The sequence below is a fragment of the Streptomyces sp. JLYT201 genome, from assembly GCF_059448825.1.
In genome coordinates this window covers 4,759,664-4,773,462 of record NZ_CM182551.1, presented here as the reverse complement: position 1 = coordinate 4,773,462, position 13,799 = coordinate 4,759,664, and the positions used below count along the sequence as shown (strand labels likewise).

At 72.5% G+C, this 13,799-nt stretch carries 13 protein-coding genes and 1 pseudogene; 6 read left to right on the top strand and 8 right to left on the bottom strand.

Annotated elements, in window-relative coordinates:
* Positions 1-136: 136 nt before the first annotated feature.
* On the top strand, positions 137-1,057 hold the full coding sequence (locus AC5WAM_RS19600; protein WP_495523324.1) for a LysR family transcriptional regulator: 921 nt from the start codon (positions 137-139) through the stop codon (positions 1,055-1,057).
* Here the strand turns inward: AC5WAM_RS19600 and AC5WAM_RS19595 are convergent.
* On the bottom strand, positions 1,041-2,480 hold the full coding sequence (locus tag AC5WAM_RS19595) for a condensation domain-containing protein (RefSeq protein ID WP_495523323.1): 1,440 nt from the start codon (positions 2,478-2,480) through the stop codon (positions 1,041-1,043). The two genes, AC5WAM_RS19600 and AC5WAM_RS19595, sit on opposite strands and share 17 nt — an antisense overlap.
* Before the next feature lie 146 nt (positions 2,481-2,626).
* Positions 2,627-3,127, bottom strand: a complete 501-nt coding sequence (locus AC5WAM_RS19590) for a MarR family winged helix-turn-helix transcriptional regulator (RefSeq protein ID WP_495523322.1) — start codon at positions 3,125-3,127, stop codon at positions 2,627-2,629.
* A gap of 109 nt (positions 3,128-3,236) precedes the next feature.
* On the opposite strand from AC5WAM_RS19590, the gene AC5WAM_RS19585 reads away from it, so the two are divergent.
* A complete protein-coding gene (locus AC5WAM_RS19585) occupies positions 3,237-3,998 on the top strand; it encodes a 3-oxoacyl-ACP reductase family protein (RefSeq protein ID WP_366795501.1) in 762 nt (253 codons plus the stop codon).
* Between the two features lie 91 nt (positions 3,999-4,089).
* On the opposite strand, the gene AC5WAM_RS19580 is transcribed toward AC5WAM_RS19585, so the two are convergent.
* Entirely contained in the window at positions 4,090-4,947 is an 858-nt protein-coding gene (locus tag AC5WAM_RS19580) for a DUF72 domain-containing protein (RefSeq protein WP_495523321.1), read from the bottom strand.
* Positions 4,948-5,101: 154 nt separating this feature from the next.
* Here AC5WAM_RS19580 and AC5WAM_RS19575 point away from each other — a divergent pair, with 154 nt between their 5' ends.
* Complete coding sequence (locus AC5WAM_RS19575) at positions 5,102-5,224, top strand: hypothetical protein (RefSeq protein WP_260422877.1); 123 nt, start codon at positions 5,102-5,104, stop codon at positions 5,222-5,224.
* 81 nt (positions 5,225-5,305) lie between these two features.
* The gene (locus tag AC5WAM_RS19570) at positions 5,306-8,374 is read left to right on the top strand and encodes a hypothetical protein (protein WP_495523320.1); all 3,069 of its coding nucleotides are present in this window, start codon (positions 5,306-5,308) and stop codon (positions 8,372-8,374) included.
* 38 nt (positions 8,375-8,412) lie between these two features.
* Here AC5WAM_RS19570 and AC5WAM_RS19565 read toward each other — a convergent pair whose 3' ends face one another.
* The 5 genes from AC5WAM_RS19565 to AC5WAM_RS19545 all read right to left on the bottom strand — a co-directional run bounded on the left by AC5WAM_RS19565 (position 8,413) and on the right by AC5WAM_RS19545 (position 11,314).
* Positions 8,413-8,766 carry a MerR family transcriptional regulator gene (locus tag AC5WAM_RS19565; protein WP_366795497.1) on the bottom strand — a complete coding sequence of 118 codons (354 nt, stop codon included), beginning with the start codon at positions 8,764-8,766 and terminating at the stop codon, positions 8,413-8,415.
* Positions 8,767-9,041: 275 nt separating this feature from the next.
* Positions 9,042-9,356 (bottom strand): SCO5918 family protein, encoded by a 315-nt coding sequence (locus AC5WAM_RS19560; RefSeq protein WP_366795496.1) that lies wholly within the window; start codon positions 9,354-9,356, stop codon positions 9,042-9,044.
* Between the two features lie 50 nt (positions 9,357-9,406).
* Entirely contained in the window at positions 9,407-9,682 is a 276-nt protein-coding gene (locus tag AC5WAM_RS19555; protein WP_375256781.1) for a CBS domain-containing protein, read from the bottom strand.
* 376 nt (positions 9,683-10,058) lie between these two features.
* On the bottom strand, positions 10,059-10,262 hold the full coding sequence (locus AC5WAM_RS19550) for a cold-shock protein (protein WP_030362120.1): 204 nt from the start codon (positions 10,260-10,262) through the stop codon (positions 10,059-10,061).
* A 326-nt stretch (positions 10,263-10,588) separates the two neighbouring features.
* On the bottom strand, positions 10,589-11,314 hold the full coding sequence (locus AC5WAM_RS19545) for a transporter substrate-binding domain-containing protein (RefSeq protein WP_495523319.1): 726 nt from the start codon (positions 11,312-11,314) through the stop codon (positions 10,589-10,591).
* A gap of 140 nt (positions 11,315-11,454) precedes the next feature.
* Here AC5WAM_RS19545 and AC5WAM_RS19540 point away from each other — a divergent pair.
* Positions 11,455-11,700: pseudogene (locus AC5WAM_RS19540) on the top strand (flavoprotein); the annotation flags it as partial.
* A 611-nt stretch (positions 11,701-12,311) separates the two neighbouring features.
* The gene (locus AC5WAM_RS19535; protein ID WP_495523318.1) at positions 12,312-13,379 is read left to right on the top strand and encodes a sugar ABC transporter substrate-binding protein; all 1,068 of its coding nucleotides are present in this window, start codon (positions 12,312-12,314) and stop codon (positions 13,377-13,379) included.
* Positions 13,380-13,799 lie beyond the last annotated feature (420 nt).

Sequence of the window (13,799 nt, the reverse complement as noted above, 5' to 3'; positions counted from 1 at the left end):
GAAGGGGGGCGCGGTCCGGGCTGTCGCGGGTGCCCCGGGGAATGCCTCCACCCTCGCCACCGCGGGCTGCCGGAGCAATGCAAGGATCGGCACCCCATAGTTGCCGCCTGCGTAAAGACGCAGCTCGGGAGGGCCCATGGATCTCAACCTGCTGCGCGCCCTGGACGCCCTGCTCCAGGAGAACAGCGTGACGCGCGCCGCCGAGCGGCTCGGCACGTCCCCGGCTGCGGCCAGCCGCACCCTCGCCCGGCTGCGCCGCGCCGTCGGCGATCCCCTCCTGGTGCGCGCGGGCCAGGGCATGGTCCCCACGCCGCGTGCGCTCGAACTCCGCGAGGAGGTCGCCGCGTTGCTGCGCGGCTGCGACGAGGTGCTGCGCCCCGGCGCGGGCTTCGCGGCCGAGCACCTGCGGCGCACCTTCACCGTGCAGACCATCGACCTGCTCCAGGCGGGCCTCGCCGGGACCCTCACCGAGCGCGTCCACGCCGAGGCGCCGCACGTCGACGTGGTCTTCCTGCCGGAGTCGGCGGAGGGCGGGCCGGCCCTCCGCCAGGGCCTGGTGGACGTCGAACTGGGCGTCCTGGCCCACCTGGACCCGGAGACCCGCACCCGGCAGCTCTCCCGGCTGACCCTGGTCGGCGTCGCCCGCGCCGGGCACCCGCTGTTCGACGGGCCCCTCGACGCCCGCCGCTTCGCCGAGGCGGGCCACATCGGCATCTCCCGGCTCGGCAAGCGTCTGGGCCCCATCGACACCGAGCTGGCGAAGCTGGGCCTGCGCCGCCGGGTCGCGGTCGTCGTCCCCAGCCACACCGGCGCGATGCTGCTGGCCCGGGACACCGACCTCGTCGCCCTGACCCTGCCCGGCTGGCTCCCCGGCGCGACCGAGGCCCTGGGCCTGCGGACCTTCCCCGTGCCGCTGCCCCTGCCGCCGATCGACCTGGGCATGGCCTGGCATCCGCGCAACGACGCCGACCCGGGCCACCGCTGGTTCCGCGGCCACCTGGAGGCGGCGGTGCGCGCCCCGCGCGAGGCGGAACCGGGCCCTAGGAAACCGAGTTGAGCCGCGACACGCCCTCGGCCCGCACGGTCCTGCCGGCGCCCGGCACCGCCCGCGCCACCTCCACCACCCGCTCCCGCAGCCGCTCCACGACGAGCCGCATGTTCTTGTACGCGGCGTCGGTGTCGGGGTAGCGGCAGGCGAACTGGAGCCCCTCGTGGAGCCGCGTGATCCACGCGCACACCTGGTCGCCGTACGACACCCGGATCAGGCCGTACGCCTTCAGCTCCTGCCACCGCTCCGCGCCCGGGGTCGCCCGCGTGTCGACGTAGGAGACGATCGAGTACAGGTCCGGTGACGTGGGCCGGAAGTCGGCGCCGAGGAGCGGGAGCACCCGAGCGATCGGCATCCGGGACAGCGGCCTGGCCTCGCGCAGGGCGGCGCGGACCATCCGCAGCGCGTCGTCGAAGTCCGCCGCGTCGGCCACGGGCACCTCGATCGGCGCCCCGCCCACGTACCAGCCCACCGACTCGGCCCACTGGGAGCGCACCCGGGTGTGGAAGGGCACCACCGTGCGGTACACCCGCAGGCCGCTGATCTCCCGGGTGATGAGGGCGACGGCCGCGAGGACGCCGACGAGACTGCCGCCGTAGGGACGGCAGTACGCCTCGAAGGCGGCGGCCTCCGCGTCGCCCACGAGCATCTCGTGCAGCAGCCGCTGCTCGGGCAGCGGACCCTCCGGGTCGAGGCCGAGGTCGACGGGGAAGTTGGGGAGCTTCCCCTCGCACCGGCCGATGAACTCCCGCCAGCGCGCCACGACGGCGTGGGTGTGGTCGATCCGGTCGGCGTCCGAGCGCTCGCTCGCGCAGAAGTCGACGTAGCTGGCGACCGGCGCGGCGGCCACGGCGTCGCCCCGGAGCCCGGCGGCGTACAGCTCGTGGATCTCGGCAGTGATGCGGTGGACCGAGTACGCGTCGACGTTGCTGTGGTCGAACGCCATGCACACGGTCGCCCCGTCGTCCCGGACGATCGCGGTGAAGATGAAGTTCGGCCAGGTCAGCGCGTCGGCCGCGGTGTCGAAGCGGTCCTGGAGATAGCGGGTCAGGGTCGCGGCGTCGGTGAAGGTGCCGCCGTCCGCGCGGTGCAGGGCCACGTCCTCGGCGGCCAGCGTGAAGCGCCGCATCTCGTCGCCCGCCCAGCGGAAGCCGCTGCGCAGCGTCTCGTGCCGCAGCGTCCAGGCCCGCAGCGCGTCCTGGAGCACGTCGAGGTCGATCCGCCCCGGCAGGTCGAAGACGGTGCCGAGCCAGGTCGGCACGAAGAGGCCGTCGCCGCGCACCGTACGGGAGGTGCGGATGTGCGACTCCTGTACGTACGCGGGCGGCCGGACGTCGTCGGGCAGGTCGCGCGCGGCCCCCACCGCCGCCGGGTGCAGCGTCCACTCCACGAGCCGTCCGGGACGGAGCTCGCACCGCTGAAGGTCGGTCATGCGCACGGGGCTCTCACCTCACCTGCCCTCGGGAGGCCGACGCCGGGCAGCACTGTCGATCCATGCCTCCATGCCGCTCGGGCACCGCTCACATCGCACTGAGGGGATCAACGAGCGTAGGGGCAAAAGGGCCCGGGGCGCGGGTTTCAAGCCCCGGTCGGCTCAAAACCGATCCGGCAGGGCCCGTCCGTCGGCACCCGCACCTTGGTCACCACCGCGTCGCACAGGTCACCGAAGGCGGCGAGCTCCTCGGGCGTCATCGCGTCGACGAACCACGCGCGCACATGGGCGACATGGCGCGGCGCAGCCGTCTCTATCGCCGCCCGGCCGGTGTCGGTCAGGACGACGTCGGCGTACCTGCTGTCGTCGGCGCACGCCTCGCGGCGCAGCAGGCCGCGCCGCTCCATGCGGCTGAGGTGGTGCGAGAGGCGGCTCTTCTCCCAGCCGGTCTCGCGGCCCAGGGCGGTGGCCCTGGCGCGGCCGCCCGGCGCCTCGGAGAGGGCCACCAGGATCTGGTAGTCGGAGGAGGACAGGCCCCCTTCGTCCTGGAGGTGGGCGTTCAGGCGCGTGAGCAGTGCCGTGTGCATGGAAACGAAGCTCCGCCACGCGCGCTGTTGTTCGTCGCTCAGCCACCCGGAATCGCTCATGGCGCGATTCTACGCGTTCAGGTTGACGTATCAACCTACCGGGCTTAGCTTCGGGTTGACGCATCAACCTGACGCGTCGTCCGACGGGTGATCCACGAAAGGCAGCCGCATGACGAGCACGCCGAAGCAGGACGGACCCCTCAGCGGCAAGGCCGCCCTGGTGACCGGCGGGAGCCGGGGCATCGGCGCGGCCATCGCCCGCCGGCTCGCCCGCGAGGGCGCGGCCGTGGCGCTCACGTACCACTCCTCGCCCGGCAGCGCGGACGGCGTCGTCGCGGACATCGAGGCCGAGGGCGGCAGGGCCGTGGCCATCGCGGCGGACTCGGCCGACGCGGAGGCGGTCCGCGCCGCCGTCACCGGCACGGTGTCCGCCTTCGGCCGCCTGGACGTCCTGGTGAACAACGCGGGCGTCGGCTCCATGGGCCCGCTCGGCGAGCTCACCGTCGACGACTTCGACCGGGACGTCGCGGTGAACGTGCGCGCGGTGTGGGTGGCCTCGCAGGAGGCCCTGCGCCACCTGGGCGACGGCGGCCGGATCATCACGATCGGCAGCGTCTTCGCCGACCGGATGCCGTTCCCGAACGGTACGACGTACGCCCTCACCAAGGCGGCCGTCGCCGGCTTCACCCGCGCCCTCGCCCGGGAGCTCGGCCCCAGGGCGATCACGGTCAACAACGTCCAGCCCGGCCCGGTGGCCACCGACGCCAACCCGCCCGAGGGCCCGGTCGCCGACGTCATGACCGGCCTGACCCCGGCGGGCCGCTACGCGACCCCGGAGGAACTGACGGGCCTGATCGTCTACTTGGCGGGCCCGGAGTCCGCGTATGTGACGGGCGCGACGATCAACATCGACGGCGGCTTCCTGGCCTGAGCGCGACGGCCGGCGCGGACCGGCGGGGCGGTGGTCACCGCGGACCGGCGGGGCGGCGGGGCGGCGGTCACCGCGGACCCGGGGGCGGCGGTCACCGCGGGCCGGCGGGGCCGAGCAGCCGCGTCAGGGCCTCGGCGGCCCGCACCGCGGCGTCCCCGCAGCAGTTGTTGAACAGGGCGTGGACCCGCTCGACCCGCTCGGCGAGGGCGCGCAGCCTCGGCACCCACTCGGCGAGTTCGGCCTCCGTGTACGCGTGCCGGAACCGCTCCTCCTTGCTCCCCGTCCCCCACGCGGCGCTGCGCCCGTGGAACCGCACGACGGAGAGCCGTGACGTGGTGACGGGCGTGACCGGCGGCACCGAAGAGGGCAGCGTCCGGTTCATGTCGACGGCGACGGCGGCCATGCCGTACCGCGCGAGCAGCGCCCGCGCGGCCCCGCCCCGCTCGGCGGACCACCACGCCGGATGCCGGAACTCCACCGCGACGGGCCACCCCCGGGTGCGCCGGGCGCAGTCCGCGAGGAACGCCTCCGCCTCCGGCCCGGGCCGGAACCACAGCGGGAACTGGAAGAGCACGCTGCCCAGCCGCCCGGCCCGGCGCAGCGGCGCGATCCCCGCGGTGAACCGCTCCCACACCGCGTCGAGCGCCTCCGGGCCCCGGGGCCCGCCCCGCAGCTCCTCCGGCAGCGCCGTGCTCCGCGTGGGATGGCCGGTGAGCAGCGAGAACGCCTTCACGTCGAAGACGAACCCGGGCGGCGTCCGCTCCGCCCACAAGAGGCTGTTCCGCGCGCTGGGCAGCGCGTAGTAGGAGGCGTCCACCTCCACGACCGGGAACCGCTCGGCGTAGTGCCGCAGCCGCCCCTCGGCGTCCCGCCGCCCCACCGGGTACCAGCCGCTCCGCACGAGCTCCCGGTCGGTCCACGAACACGTGCCCACGAGGATGTCACCCATCCCGTGCGGCTACCCGGCCCCCTCGGGTCCAGTACGCCGGTACGCGCGCCGCCGTCTCGTCTCAACTCGTCCCGGGCGCGCGCCCGTCCGTGAGAGTGGAACCCGGCCGGCGATCCGGTCGGCCGCCCGAGCCCACCGAGACAGGAGCCCCGTCATGCCCCGACGCCCCCTGAGCCGTCGCGAGCGGCTGACCCTGCTGGGATTCGTCCTGAGCGGCCTCGTGTCCGCCCTCGTCGGAGCGGCCGCCGACGAGACCTTCCGGGCTCTCGTCTCCTGACCGACCGCCCCTGACGCCCCGTCCGCGGCCGAATCCGCGACTTTCGCGGCGGCCGCGCCCCGCCCACGCAAGGATGCTTCGATGACCGGTCGCAAGAGTGGTGCGCGGCAAGGGAGCCAGCGACGGATTCCGCAGCCGCTGGGCGTGACTCCCGCGCCGCTGCGGGACTTGAAGGAGTACGTCTACGAGCTCTACGTGGACGCCGGGACGCCGTCGACACAGCGCATGGCGGAGGAGATCGGGCAGGACGACTCCCTCCCCGGCAGCCCCTCGAAGGCCACCATCCACCGGATCATCGGCTCCACGGAGCTCCCGACGGGGCAGGAGGACGTCGCCTCCGTCGCCCTCCTGCTGGCCCGGTGGGCGGGCCGGGATCCGGGCAAGGTGGCGACGCGGGTGCGGCGCATGTGGGTCGCCGCCCAGCTCGCCCAGCCCCTCGGCAGCCCCGTCGTCGACCTCGACCCCTTCGCCCTTGAGGTGCACCGGTCGATCAGCGTGCCCGGCGACCGGTCGCTGCCGAGGCTGCCCGCGTACGTACCGAGGGACCACGACGCGGCCCTCGGCGACCTGGTGGACCGGGCGACCGGCGGCGAGAGCCTCATGGTCACGCTGGTCGGCGAGTCCTCGACCGGCAAGACCCGCGCCTGCTGGGAGGTGCTGCGGCGGCTGCCGCCGGGGTGGCGGGTGTGGCACCCCTTCGACCCGACGCGCCCGGACGCCGCCCTGGTGCACCTCGCGGAGGTCGGCGCCCAGACGGTGATCTGGCTGAACGAGGTCCAGCACTACCTCCTCGCTCCCGACGCGCGGACCGCCGAGGGCATCGCCGCCGCCCTGCGCTCGCTCCTGACCGACCGGCGCCGCGGCCCGGTCCTGGTCCTCGCCACCATCTGGCCCCGGTTCTGGGAGGCCCTGACGCTGCCCTCGGTCACCGGCGCCGACGACCGCTTCGAGCAGCAGCGCAAGCTCCTCACCGGCATCGGCCGGTGCGTCGTGGTGCCCAAGTCGTTCACCGAGCACGACCTGTACCGGGCGCGGCAGCGCGCGCACCACGACCCGCGCCTCGCCAGCGCCCTCGCGGGGGCGACCGACGGCGAGATCACCCAGTTCCTCGCGGGCGTGCCCGAACTGATGCGGCGCTATCTGTGCGCGCCCCCGGCGGAGAAGGCGCTCGTCCACGCCGCCATGGACTACCGCAGGCTGGGGCACGGCCCCGCCCTGCCGCACGAGCTGCTCGCCGAGGCCGCCGAGGGCTATCTGAAGGACCAGGAGCGGGGCCTGCTCGGCAGCGCCTGGCTGGAGGAAGCCCTCGCGTACTGCGCCATGCCGTGCCACGGGGTGCCGGGGCCGCTCACGCCCGTGGCGTCCCGGAGCGGCACGGGCACGCGCCGGGCCTACCGGCTCGCGGACTACCTGGAGCAGTACGGCCGCGTCGAGCGCCGCCTGCTGTGCCCCCCGGCCCCCTTCTGGGCCGCGGCCGAGCGCCACTGCCTCACCACCGACGACAGCGTCACCCTGGCGCGCGCCGCGCAGACGCGGGGCCGGTTCCGGATCGCCGCGTCCCTCTACGGCCGGGCGCTGAAGGCCGGGAACACCGACGTGCGGCCCGAGTTGGGCCGCATCGCCGAGGGCGTCGGCGACCTCGACCGGGCGAAGGACTTCTACGAGGCCGCGTGGGAGGACGACCACAGGGCGCGCTGGGAACTCGTCCGCCTTCGCCAGCTCAAGGGCGAGCCGGGCCGGGCGGAGGAACTGGCCCACGAGGCCGCCAACCAGGGCGACAGCTCCTGTCTGACCCGCCTCGTCCGGCTCCGCCAGGAGGCCGGGGACGAGGAGGGCGCCCAGCGCCTGACCAGGAACGCCGCCGCCACCGGCAAGATCAGGACGTACGCGGGACTCGCCCGGTCCCGGGAGGAGGCGGGGGACCGCCACGGCGCCGAGGAGCTCGCGTTCCTCGCCCTGACCCAGACCGGCAGCACGTACGCCCTCTCCGACCTGGTGGGCCTGCGCGAGAAGGCGGGCGACGGCGCGGCGGCGGAGCGCCTGGTGATCGCGGCCGCCGCCCGGGGCAAGGTGCGCCCCGCGCTGCGCCTCGCCGGGGTGCGGCGGCAGGCCGGGGACCGCGAGGGCGCGGCCCGCGCCCTCGACCTCGCCGCGGACTCCGGCAGCATCTTCGCCCTCACCGAGCTGGCCCGGCTCAAGCGGCGGTGGGGCGACAGCGAGGGCGCCGAGCGGTTCCTGGGCGCGGCCGTGCGCCAGGGCAGCGTGTACGCCCTGACCGAGCTGGCCCGGCTGCGGGAGAAGGCCGGGGACCGGGAGGCCGCGGTGGCCCTCTACCGCAACGCGGCCTCGTACGGCAGCACGGACGCGCTCGCCCACCTCGCCCTGCTCAAGGAGGAGGAAGGGGCGGGCGAGGAGGCCGAGCGCATGGCGTGCGGCGCGGCGGGCGGCGGCAGCACCTTCGCGCTGCTCGAACTGTCCTGGCTGCGCGAGAAGAACAGCGACTCCGAAGGCGCCGAACGCCTGGCCCACACCGCCAACCGGGCGGGCAACTCCGGCGCCCTCGTCCTCCTCGCCCGGCTGCGCGAGAAGTCCGGCGACACGTCAGGAGCCGAGGCGCTCGTCCTGCGTGCCGCCCGCGCCGGGGACGCCCAGGTGCTCAACGAGTTCGTCCTGCGCCGGGAGCGGAGCGGCGACAGCGAGGGCGCCGAACGCCTGGCCGCCGCCGGGGGCGGGCGCGTCCTGCTGCAACTGGCCCGGCTCTGGGAGTCCGACGGCAGGAAGCCCGAGGCGGAGCGCCTCTACCAGCGCGCCGCCGACCTGGGCCGCACCCGGGCCCTGGGCGAACTGGCCCGCCTCAAACAGCAGTCGGGTGACCACGAGGCGGCCGGACACCACGCCCGCGCCGCCGCCCACGCGGGCCATGTGGAGGCCCTCTGCGACCTGGCCCACCTCTGCGCCCAGCGCGGCTCCCTCGCCGAGGCCGACCGCCTCTACCGCCTCGCGGTCGACGCGGGCCACGACCCGTCCCTGTCCGCCTGGTCCGCCCTGCGCTCCCGTACGGACCCCCGCTGGCGCGACCTCCCCCACTACGGCCTCACCGCGGAAGGAGACCTCTCGGGCCCCTGGCGCTTCGCACCCCGACGCCGCTGAGGGGCACCGGGCCGGGCCCGGCCGGTCCGCGCGTTCCGTCAACCGGAGCCCGGGGCGGAACGGTCGTCGGACGCCGCGGCCGCGGCCCGGCGGTACTCGGCGTTGATGCGCTGGGCGTCCTCGAGCTGGTCCTCGAGGATGACGATGCGGCAGGCGGCCTCGATCGGGGTCCCCTGGTCGACGAGCTCGCGGGCCCGTGCGGCGATCCGCAGTTGGTAGCGCGAGTACCGGCGGTGCCCGCCCTCCGAGCGCAGCGGAGTGATCAGCCGGGCCTCACCGACGGCCCGGAGGAAGCCGGGGGTGGTGCCGAGCATCTCGGCGGCCCGGCCCATGGTGTACGCGGGGTAGTCGTCGTCGTCCAGACGACCGCTGAGCGGATTATCTGCTGCCATGTCACCTCGTCGTGCAACGCGTCGAAGGGCCCCGATGCCGTACGGCACCAGGGCCCCGAAGGGAATTCAACACCATCGGTCGCCCCTCGTGCCGTGCCGACCGCCTGTTTCCGCTCCCCGGCACCGCGACCGGCCGGGGGCTTTCTGCGGCCCGGGGCGGTGGGGGCCGAGGGCCGCGGCGCGGGCGGTGCCGCGCCCGTACGCCAGTGAGGGCCTTGCCGGCACCTGGCGGCAAGGCCCTCACTGAGTCTCTGCTGGCGGTCTCCCGCCGGTCGTCACACCTCCGCTACGGCGGCGCCGCCGAGCAGCGCCGACGCGTTCTGGAACGGCGTGGGGGCGACCGCGGGCGCGGCCTCGGGCTGCGCGTGGCAGGTGAAGCCGAGGCGGGTCATGGCCCGGACGATCTCGCCGCTGGTGAAGTCGCGGGGGTCCTGGCGGGTGATGACGCGGCCCACTTGCTTGACCGGGTAGCGGCGGCGGCCGATGGTCACGGACTCGCCCGTGACGCACTCGGGCTTGACGCCCTCCATCGAGGCCAGCACCCCGTTCTTGGTCAGCTCGAACGGGTACCGGGCGATGACACAGCGCATGATGCCTCACAGGGAAGGAGTAAGGAGGGTGGGCCGACCGGGCGAGGGGGTCAGCAGGCGACGGAGAGGCCGCCGGGCGAGGCGACCGGCCCGCCGAGGACGTCCCGCAGCCGGAGCCGGTCCGTGTAGCCGGGGCTGCCGCGGAGGACGGCGAGCCCGGCCAGGGTGACCAGGCCCGTCCTCTGTTCGTCCCCGTCGCAGAGGACGAGGTGATCGACGCGGGCCCCCGCCATGAGGGACAGCGCCACCTCGACCGTCATGTCGTCACAGACCCGTGGCCCGGACGCGTCCTTGCCGTCGACCACGGCCACGGGGGACGGGTTCACTCCATGGTGCTGAGTCCGAGCAGGCGTCAAAGGGACCTCCAGGAGAGTGCTGGGTCGGTGACGAGCAGCGCGGGCACACCGGTCTCCGGCAGCGCGAACGCGCCGGGTACGGCCTGCCGATTTCCGCACGTCCCTGCATCACAGGGAGCGCGGTGAACACCTGAAATTCATAGGACATTCCCTGACGCGTCGAGAGGACGGCACGGGGAACCACAGGAACGCCCCGGAACGGCTGGCTGAAAGGAAGCGAAAAGGCGCGAGGAGACGTGAGAAGGCGCCAAATGACATGGTGCGGCGTAGCTGAAAAAGCAGCGAGCTGGGGCCCGCACCCCAAGGTGCGGGCCCCAGCTGCGAAGTATGCGCGGTGGTGCGGGTGTCAGGCGGGAACGATGTTCTCGGCCGTCGGGCCCTTCTGGCCCTGCGCGATGTCGAACGTCACCTTCTGGCCCTCCAGCAGCTCGCGGAAGCCCTGGGTGGCGATGTTCGAGTAGTGGGCGAAGACGTCGGGGCCCCCGCCGTCCTGCTCGATGAAGCCGAAGCCCTTTTCAGCGTTGAACCACTTCACGGTACCGGCAGCCATGTCATTTCTCCTTCGGAGGCGTTTTCAGGAATGCACTGCGCGCATTCCGTGTCGCCGTGATGATTACCCCGTCGGAAATGAACCTGCCTGGCAACCACACCTGCAACTGAGTCGACAGTAGCACGCCGAGATCGGCCGGACACGATGAATAACTTCCCTCCCGGCAAGGCCCGAGAAATACTCGCCACGGCTCGCGCCTATTTCTCACCCGGCGAGCACAGATATTGCTCCGCGCGGACACGGCTTTCCTGTCGCCCGCCCTGGTCCGGGCGGTCTCCCACAGCGGGGAGGCCGCCCACCCCGCCCCCGTCGCACCCCGGCTCGCGTCAGCCCCCGGCGGGGGCGGCCAACGCCGGATCCTGGCCGGAGCGGCGCAGCGCCTCGGCGACGAACCCGGACGCCACCAGCTCGGCCACGAGCTCGCTGAGGAACCGCACGGTCTCCGGACCCCGCTCCCGCGTCGTGCCCATGGCCTGCCGGATGGTCATGAACGCCGGTTCGAGCAGGCGCAGTTCGGGGCGCCGGGCCACGTGCGCGGTCAGCGGCTGACGGATGCCGGCCGCCACGTCCAGACCCTCGGCGTGGAACACGTCGACCCCGTCGTCACCGCGCACCACGGTGGCGTGCCGGAGGGCGCGGCTCAGATGAAGGTCGTACGCGGACCCCTTCTTGACGCCGACGCGCACCCCGACCCGGTCCACGTCGGCGGCAGAGACGAACGGCGAGCCCCGCTCCACCGCGTACGTCCCCTCGATGTGCACGTACGGCGCACTGAACGCGACCTCCTCCTCGCGGCCTGGATCCACGGCCAGAAAACACAGGTCGGCACGCCCTTCAGTCATCGCGGCGTACGACTTACGAGCCGCGTCGAAACAAACAAACCGCACCGGCAGCCCCAGCCGCCCCCCGACCTCCCGAGCCAGAGCGACACTCACCCCACCCGGCTCCTCGGGCGTGCCCTGAGCAAGAACGGGATTCCCCAGATTGATGGCGACCCGCAACACCCCGGTGGGCGCCAGATCACGAACGATCACCGCGTCGACAAGAGTCATGACCACGAGCCTAGGCGGCAGTTGCCCCCACGCCCACGGGCCCTGCCCTGTCCACCCACGGCGCCCCCTGGCGATCGACCCGGCCGGGCCACGCCCGAGGCCGAGTACTGTGCCGCCGGAGTCGCCCCCGACGCCGGCCAGCTGATCACCTAACCCTGGGCATCCTGTGCGAGGCGTACGCCCTGGGCATCCCCACCGCCGCCCTCCCGTACGTGAACGCCGCTCAGGCGGCCCACCCCGCCTACTCGGAGAGCCTGGAGCGGCTGCGCGCGATGGGTGTGCTCATCGGTTCGTACGAGCCCCATCCGCCGAAGGCGGGAGGCGGCGCGGAGCGGTACCGATGGGAGGAGGCACTGGACCTGCTGGAGCCACGGCTCGGGCGGTAGCGCCCGCCCCCGAAAACAACAAACCCCAGGTCGCTGACCTGGGGCTTCAGAAGAGCGGGCGACGAGAATCGAACTCGCGCTCCCCAGCTTGGGAAGCTGTGGGCATTTGGGGGCGGTTAGGGCCCCGACCAGGGCGGACGGCCGGATAGCGGTCTCGTCAGGCCTGCCTATGCTCACCGTGTTCCCCGCTGTTCCCTGCCTGATCCGGTGCGCCTGTGGTGCGGCTGATGCGCACACCATGGCCCACCTCCTGATCCGTAGCTCTACAGAAAGCGGCCATTGGCGTTGATACAGGCTGCCGGGAGTCCAATGAGGGCCGGTGATGGGCACTGTCGGTTGGTGGAAGTTGCTGCACTTCGCTGCGGTACCGCAGGTGGGTCGGTGGTCAAGCTGAGCTGTCGGTAGCTTGACGGGCGGGTCGCTAGAGGTTCGCTCCTCTATGCCATCTCTGTACCCTCTGCGCTCCCCTCGTGCGCCCTCGCCGGATGGGGCCTGCGTGCGGTACTACCAGACACGTGCGTCGCGTCCGTCGGCCGCAGTGCTTGGCCCCTGGCGCAGGAGCATGATCAGAAGGGCAGCACTTGAGCGAAAGACGAGGCATACGACGGGAAGTGCTCGCCGATCTGGCAGTCTCGTTGGCTAGCGGCATCGTCCTGACGGCTGGCGGAGGCGCGGTCGCGGCGCTGACCCGCTCGTGTGCTGGTGCCTCCGTTCCTGCTTGGTTGTTCGTGGCAACCGCCGCGATGGCCTTTCCGGCAGCCTTCCTGCTGATGCGTCGCCTCACTCGACCTGGGCCTCAAGTCTTCATCCTGATCTCAGCGTTTGTGCAGACCCGTTGGCTCGCCGGATTGTTGGACTCCGCAGTCCGCTCTCTTGATCACCACGGTATGGACCTCGTCGTCAAACTGCCGCGGCACGACTACAGCGGTCAGAGCCAGGTGCGGGAGCTCAATGCCATTCGGAAGAAGAGGCGGTCATTTGTTGGCGGCCTTATTGTCTGTTCCCGCCCGGAGACCATCCGGCGAGAACTGGCTGATACCAGCACCATGTCCGGCCTGCCGATCGTGTTCGTCGACATCAGGCCCTTCCCGCAGGTGCAGGACTATCCTCCCAACACCGTGTTCGTCGGCTGTGACGCGGACGAGATCGGTGAGCGCGCAGCGCAGTGGGTTGGTCAGGAGCTGCGGGAAGCAGGGAAGAACCGGCCCTCCATCCTCGTCGTGGCAGGTGAGGCACAGATTGGCCGGCACCTCGTCTTCGCGGCCAAGATTCGCGACATGGTGTCGCCCTCCCGACTGGACATCAACCTGCAGGGGGACTTCTCTCGGGAGAGTGCACGCGACATCGTTGACCAGCATCTGCGCTACCTTCTCCGACGCGGGGAATCGCTGGACACCATCTACTGCACCAACGACGAAATGGCCCTGGGAGCTGTGGATGCGGTTAAGAAGCAGGAGGCGCGGGGCTACCAGCACGCCGGACTGTTCATCCTCGGCGTAGACGGGACACCGGACGCGCTGGCAACCATCAAGTCAGGTGTCACGCCCTTCCGGGCGACGATCGTGCAGGATCCCCGGCGTATCGCGGACGCTGCCGTCGACCTGTTGCTGCGCATGCGGGCCGGGGAGCACGTCCCAACACAGACACTGGTGGCCACGACTGTGTATGCCTCACGGTGACGTCGTGACTGCACGGACTGCGGCCCAGCAGCAGGGCTGATGCAGCTGTCTGGCCGACACACAGCCCGCGTCCCAACCACCAACACGCCTGCCAAGCCTGTTGGGGGCTCAGAGGGGCGTGCGCAGGGGCGTTACCCGCGTTCATGGGGCTCTGCTGCCGAGGGTGAGCCCTCGTTGGATCTCGTCTGAACGACCGTGAACGGGCCTGAATTGAGACGGAAACTGAGACGGCCCGGCCTGTGCCGAACCGTCTCGTCTGCCCCCTGGCCTTCTGATCCGTAGCTCAACAGAGAATCGGTCAGTGCCAGCCATCTCGGTCACTTCCCGGCCCGGATGGAAGCTACCGGACGGGGTGGTTGCTGGGGTTGCGGTACCGCGGTGCTGTACAGCCACAACTGATTACCGACGGCCGTGACCTGT